Source organism: Streptomyces sp. NPDC085931 (genome assembly GCF_044540565.1).
GTDB lineage: Bacteria > Actinomycetota > Actinomycetes > Streptomycetales > Streptomycetaceae > Streptomyces.
The window spans coordinates 139551-145570 of the sequence record NZ_JBITSK010000019.1; the positions used below are offsets into that span (position 1 = coordinate 139551).

The following is a 6020-nucleotide window of genomic DNA, read 5'->3' on the forward strand; positions in this document are numbered from 1 at the left end:
GTCGAGGGCGGCTTCGGCTGTGTGGTCGGCGTGGCTGCGGGTCTGTCGGGCGGCTCGGCCGGCGGCTTCGTCGCATCGGCGGGCGAGTCGCTTCGGGCTCTGTCGGACGGCTGAGACGTTGCAGTCCGTGTTGGCGCAGTCGTGTCGGAGGTGCGCTGCTGGCTGTGTAACCGTCACTGAGCCAACAAGGGGAGTGAGGCGTCTGCGTACTGCGCCTATGAGACCGCTGCCGACCACTACGAAGGGCGGTGAGGCGGTGGCCAGCGCCGAGGCAAGAGCGACGACAGCACCGAAAGTGGGAGACGGTTACGCCGGCCCTGCGCCCCGCTACTGCAACTGTCCGACCTACCGGCACGTCCATAGGGCATGACGTCCGCCCCATCCGAGTCGCATGCCACCACACCACCGGACTGGCCGCACTGCGGCCACGGCGCGACCCCAGGCGATCCCGTTGGCTGCCGCGGCATCCACGTCCGTGACCACATCACATGCCTGGCCCACCTAGACGAGGCCGATCGCATCGCTTATTTGGGAGCCCTTGAGCCCGGAACCGACATTGACCACCGTGGCACACCGTTCACCTCAGAACTGCTGGACCAGTTGCTCCAGGCTCTGCGCGACCCGACAACCGGATTGCCCCGCATCGGCGAAGCCTTGTTCGGTGAGGCGTCTTTCTCCGATGACGCCCGCTTCAGCGGGGCTTCCTTCACCGGCGAAGCCTGGTTCGCGAGGGCTTCCTTCTCCGGCCCAGCCTGGTTCGTGGGCGCGTCCTTCTCCGGCACCGCCCGATTCGGTGAGGCGTTCTTCTCCAGCGCCGCCTGGTTCAGTGGGGCGTCCTTCGCCGGCGGCGCCCTGTTCGGCGGGGCGGCTTTCGGCGGTGAAGCCCTATTCGGCTCGGCGACCTTCTTCGACGCCGCCCTGTTCCGCGGGCCGTCTGCCACGGGCACCGTCTCATTCGGTGAGGTTTCCTTCTCGGGCACCGTCCGGTTCGGCGGGGCGTCCTTCTCCGGCGCCGCCTCATTCAGCAGGGCGTCCTTCTCGGGCACCGCCCGATTCGGTGGCGCATCGTTCGCCGGCTACACCTCCTTCAACGGGGCGTCTCTTGCAAGCGACGCCCGATTCGACCACACGTCCTTCTCTGGCGAGGTCTGGTTCCAGGGAACGTCCTTCTCCGGTGACGCCTGGTTCGTGGGAACTCAGTTCACGGCGGCGACGCGCTTGGGGCCGCTGGTGTGCGGGGGACGGGTGGCGCTGGACAGTGCAGTATTCGGGCAGCCGGTGACATTGGAGATCGCCGCCCGCTGGGTAAGCTGCGCGCGCACTCGGTGGGCTTCGACTGCCACGCTGCACCTTCGCTACGCCGAGCTGGATCTGAGGGACGCAGTTCTCGAGTACCCCGTGGTGGTCTCCGCCCGCCCTACTTGCTTCCCTCTTCCTCCCAAGCACCCGGGCGACACATTGCCGGAAACGGAACTGTCCGACCACACCCCCAGTGTGCGCCTGACCTCGCTGGGTGGAGTAGACGCCGCACATCTGGCCCTGCATGACATAGAACTGGCTGAATGCCGGTTCGCTGGCGCCGTTCACCTCGACCAACTGAAGGTCGACGGTTGGTGCACCTTCGCCTCCACCCCCACCAGCTGGTACTGGCGCTTCCCCTGGCGGTGGAGCCCCCGCAACACCGTGGCCGAGGAGCACCACTGGCGGATCCGCAACGCTGCACACCCCGAGCAGGCCACCGCTCAGGGCTGGACACCCCCACCAGCCGACGCCCCCGAACTGCGGCCAGCGGCGGTGGCCGCGCTGTACCGGCAGCTGCGCAAGTCGCTGGAGGACGGCAGGAACGAACCGGATGCCGCCGATTTCTACTACGGCGAATGCGAGATGCGCCGCCACGACGCCACACGCCCCCGAGGGGAACGAGCCCTCCTGATCGCCTACTGGGCGCTGTCCGGCTACGGGCTGCGCGCCACCCGCGCGCTGACCTGGCTTGGGGCAGCCATGGCCGCCACGATCGCGGTGATGGTGCTGTGGGGTCTGCCCACCGATGACCCGAAACCGACCACCACCGGCCGCGAAGTCGCCGTCGGCCAACAAATCGTACTGACCACCGAAACTCCCGCCCCGGTCAACCCGACCGGCCCGCTGACGGAACGTGTCACTACCGAACGGTTCGAGAAAGCCCTACGGGTGGTGATCAACTCAGTCGTCTTCCGCTCCTCCGGCCAAGACCTCACCACTGCCGGCACCTACACCGAGATGACCTCCCGACTAGCCGAGCCCGTCCTGCTCGGCCTGGCCGTCCTCGCTGTCCGCAGCCGAATCAAGCGCTGACCGCGAGCCAGCAAGATGACACCCCACCAGCCACGCGCACACACGCCGCAACAAACCGCCTGCGTGATACGAACGCATGCTGCCGCAGCGCCCGGGTTTCGCATCCCTCACGACATGCCCTGAGGGGCGGCGCACCGTTGCGCCACCTCAAGTCCCGCGGATACGCCGCAGCCATTGCGCACGCTGCGATCCCTTGCGCATTGTGCTGCGCAGGCGTGTGACGCAGGCGGCTGCGCACTGCTGCGGGCGGTGTCGCGCTGGTCATGGCTGGGGTGGGTGCGCATCCCCTGGCTGCGCAAGATTTTTAGGGATGCGCAGGATGCGTCCAGCTGACGTGTTGGTCAGGGTTGGTGATGAGGTGCCAGACCGGTTCGCCTGGGCCGTGGTGCGTAAGGTCGGTCATGGATACGGCGAGGGCGGGGACGTCGCGTAGGAAGGCCGCGGTGTCGGGGTGTTGTGCGGCGGTGTGGAGGGCATGCAGGCGGGTGTGGGTAGCGGTGGGGCCGGTGCCGTCCAGGACGAACAGCAGTCGGGGGAAGAGCGGGTAGCGCTGGCGCCAGCCTTCCTCCCGCGCAGCCGTCTGGTGTCGTGTTCCGGGTGGGGGTGTGGGCACGTACTGGTGGAGGCGTGCGTAGGTTCCGAGCTTGGCGGCCAGGCGCTCGGGTCCCATGGTGGCCCGGTCGACCTCGACGAATGCCCGTAGCATCGCCCCACCGCCCGGGGCGTCGTCTCCTCGCCGGTAGTAGAGGAGGGCGTCGGGTATGACGGCTTCGCCGCCGCCGAGGGGGTGATGGACCTCCGGTATCCAGTCCAAAGGCTGGCACAGGTCGCCCCGGCGGCGGGCGTCCTCCACAAAGGCCAGGCCGGTTTCGGTGACGGTGAGCCCGTGTGCGGCACCCAGGCGTACCGCGGTCTGGTCGTAGGCGGCTCGTGGGGGGCGTCGGCCGCGCAGTTCGGGCCAGCCGACCGCGACCTGCGCTCCGTACTGGGTGGGGTGCCATACCCGCATCCTGCCTGCCTGGGGAAGCGTGATGCGGTCGATGAGGCCCTCGCCGCGCAGTTTCGTCAGCCGACGCCGGGTCTGCTCGATGCGCACGTCGGGGGAGAGGATGCGGTGCATCTGTTCGGTGGTGGCCATCCGGTACTGGACCAGCACCGCCACAGCCAGCCGGTCGCGGCCGCCGGCGTCGACGTCGGTCATCGCCACTTCTCCTCAGGTACCGGGGCGGCACCGCCCTTCATCGGGTGCCGCGTGTACGGCTGAGCAGATCCGCCGAAGCCGACCGCAGGACCGGCCACCAGAACCCGACCACGATCACGATGCGACAACACTGCCGCCGACCAGGCCCGTAACCCCACCGACAACCCCGCCGACAACCGTCTCCGAGCAGTCCTGCCCCGAGCACCAAACACACAGGTCACCAGGCCCATACGCGCATGGCCGGCAGCCCGACATCCCCCTGTGCACACCCCCTTGCGCTGGTCCCGGCCGAAGAGAAGAAGGGAAGGGACGGGCGAGGTGGTGAGCGGCGGGGGATCAAAAGCGCTCTGCGCGTCCCGCATGCGCGTCGGCGGGACCTCCGCGCTGCACACCCCTTGAGGGCGTGCGCGCTGAAAAGGCAGCAACCGCGCGGACGGCTCAAGGCTGGGATGTCAGCGCGCAGCCTGCGGGACCGGCTCAGGCTCCTGGGCCTGCTCCTGGTCGTACAGCGCCCGGGCTTCGGTCATCGCGCGCTGCCAGGCACGCTCACCCCCACCGTGTTCACGCGCCAGCTGGGCGGCCATGCCGCGCCGGTACCCGCCGGCTTGGCGGAGTTCGGCGAGAGAGATGGCCACGGCCCGGTCCCGCTGAGCGCGGCCGGTGCCCCCGCCCTGGTTGCCCCGACCGTCTCCCGGACGCCGACCCGCGACCCCGAGCCGCCCAGTGCCCACATCTTCCTGCCAGGCCACCCAGAACGCCTCCACGGCCTCCTGGTCGTAGTAGTGGGTGCGGTTCACCGTGCACACAACCTCTGGGAACCGGCGCTCCTCGGGATGGCGCTCACGCTGGACGTACCAGCGGTTCACCGTGGCCGCCGACGCCCCGGTGAGCTCCATGACCCACGCCCGGCTCACCACCCACCGACCGTCATGGACCCGACGCGACGCATCGTCCCCGCTCATCACCGACACTCCCTCACGCTGCACGCAACGCAGATCGCGGCCACCAACTCCCTTACAATAGAGCAGTTCCACCAGTGAACAGCTGGCGGGGAATGCCGGAGAGGGTTTGCCGACCCGCTCGTATCCACATTCCCCGCCAGTTCACGTTTTCCACGCCTCAAGAACCCAGCTCACCACAAAAAGAGAGCCAGCCAGCCGCAGTAACCCATAACGGCGCAGCAATACAGCGACACAAGCCTCCCTTTCCCCCGCGAAGCGGGTGTCCCTCGGGCGCTGCGCGCCCGGGCAAGAGAAAAAGCGGGCGGCTGCGCCGCCCGCCAAGCCATGGGCGAGACGCTGCGCTCCTCGCCCGGTGTAGCACGGTCCGCTGCGCTCCCCTCCCCGGCGTGCACGGCCCGGGGAGGGGAGCGGTGTGCGGCAGGGTGCCGGGTCGCCACCCGCAGCACCCTGCCGCGCCCCGTGCGGGCCAACCGGGGCCGGGAAACGTGGCGGAGCCCCCCGGGCCCGCAAAGGGCCCTACAGGACGGTGTAGGCGACCGGTGGGAACACAGCCTCACACCCGTCTTCTTCACCGTCATCAGCGGCATGCAGACCGAACGCGTCCACATAGACGCCCGGCTCACGGCCGTCGAGCAGCTCAGCCGCCTCAGCCGACGGGCACTCGTTCAAAGCACCCCAGCACAGATGCCATGCCCGCACCGTGACCTGCCCGTCCACCCCCTCAGAGCGCACATACAGCACCCCCGAGCACAGCGTCTGCGCGAGCCCGCAGGTCAGCAGGAACACGAAGTTGTCGAAGTACTTCGCCTCCGCACTGACCAGGTCGTCATCACCGCCGTCACCCTCCACCGTCAGTGCCACCGTGGCACTCAGGGGGCGTTCCTGGCCTTCCATGTCGACTCCGAGCCGCACCACATGCTCACCCGGCGCCAGCCGCGCCATGAGGGTGGCCATGACCGCGTGCGCCTCGTCGCGGGCCTCCGCGATGACATCTAAAGCAACCGGCTTGAGGTGCATTCTTTTTCTCCTTCGTTCCACCAGTGATTCCGGGAAGGGTTGCCGCCCTTTCCGACATTCTAATTCTAACAGTTATGGTTACAGAGAAAAATGAGAGGGACGCAGATTCACGGTGCATTTTCGGACGCACTTGAGCATGCAGTGCCCACACCAGGGACACGGCCGGGTTCCAGAGCCCATCTGCATCAATATTTGAAGCAAGCGCTGGGGGCAGCTTCCCGGGAGGCCTTGACCCTGCATCACCTGATGCCAAGCCAGACACCTCAGGACCGACCCACCCCCTCCTCGCCGCCCGGGCCGAAGGCCCGTTGGCCGCACCGCGCAGCGGGGCCGGCCTATTGGCCGCGCAGCGGCCTGGGGTGGCTGGAGCGCAGCGCAGGCCACCCTCGCGGGGCCGCAGGCCCCGCAGCTCCGGAAGCGCAGCGAACGGAGCATCACCTGCCTTGCGCAGCAAGGCAGGTGAGCTGCTCGCGCAGCGAGCAGCAGCGCTCACGCGGAGCGGGAGC

Annotated in this window: 4 protein-coding genes; 1 reads left to right on the top strand and 3 read right to left on the bottom strand. The window is 68.5% G+C overall.

Annotated elements, in window-relative coordinates:
- The first annotated feature begins 366 nt into the window (after positions 1–366).
- The gene (locus ACIGAN_RS31990) at positions 367–2334 is read left to right on the top strand and encodes a pentapeptide repeat-containing protein (RefSeq protein ID WP_399862831.1); all 1968 of its coding nucleotides are present in this window, start codon (positions 367–369) and stop codon (positions 2332–2334) included.
- 304 nt (positions 2335–2638) lie between these two features.
- Here the strand turns inward: ACIGAN_RS31990 and ACIGAN_RS31995 are convergent, their stop codons facing one another.
- From ACIGAN_RS31995 to ACIGAN_RS32005, 3 genes are all read right to left on the bottom strand, one after another.
- Complete coding sequence (locus ACIGAN_RS31995) at positions 2639–3535, bottom strand: replication-relaxation family protein (protein ID WP_399862833.1); 897 nt, start codon at positions 3533–3535, stop codon at positions 2639–2641.
- 452 nt (positions 3536–3987) lie between these two features.
- Positions 3988–4569: a hypothetical protein gene (locus ACIGAN_RS32000; RefSeq protein ID WP_399862835.1), complete on the bottom strand. Its 582-nt coding sequence runs from the start codon at positions 4567–4569 to the stop codon at positions 3988–3990.
- A 444-nt stretch (positions 4570–5013) separates the two neighbouring features.
- Positions 5014–5514, bottom strand: a complete 501-nt coding sequence (locus ACIGAN_RS32005) for a hypothetical protein (protein WP_399862836.1) — start codon at positions 5512–5514, stop codon at positions 5014–5016.
- Between the last annotated feature and the right edge of the window lie 506 nt (positions 5515–6020).

What these genes read in the sequence shown, in the direction of transcription:
- ACIGAN_RS31990 (WP_399862831.1), top strand. Translation starts at nt 367, where the DNA reads ATGACGTCCGCCCCATCCGAGTCGCATGCCACCACACCACCGGACTGG.
- ACIGAN_RS31995 (WP_399862833.1), bottom strand. Translation starts at nt 3,535, where the DNA reads ATGACCGACGTCGACGCCGGCGGCCGCGACCGGCTGGCTGTGGCGGTG.
- ACIGAN_RS32005 (WP_399862836.1), bottom strand. Translation starts at nt 5,514, where the DNA reads ATGCACCTCAAGCCGGTTGCTTTAGATGTCATCGCGGAGGCCCGCGAC.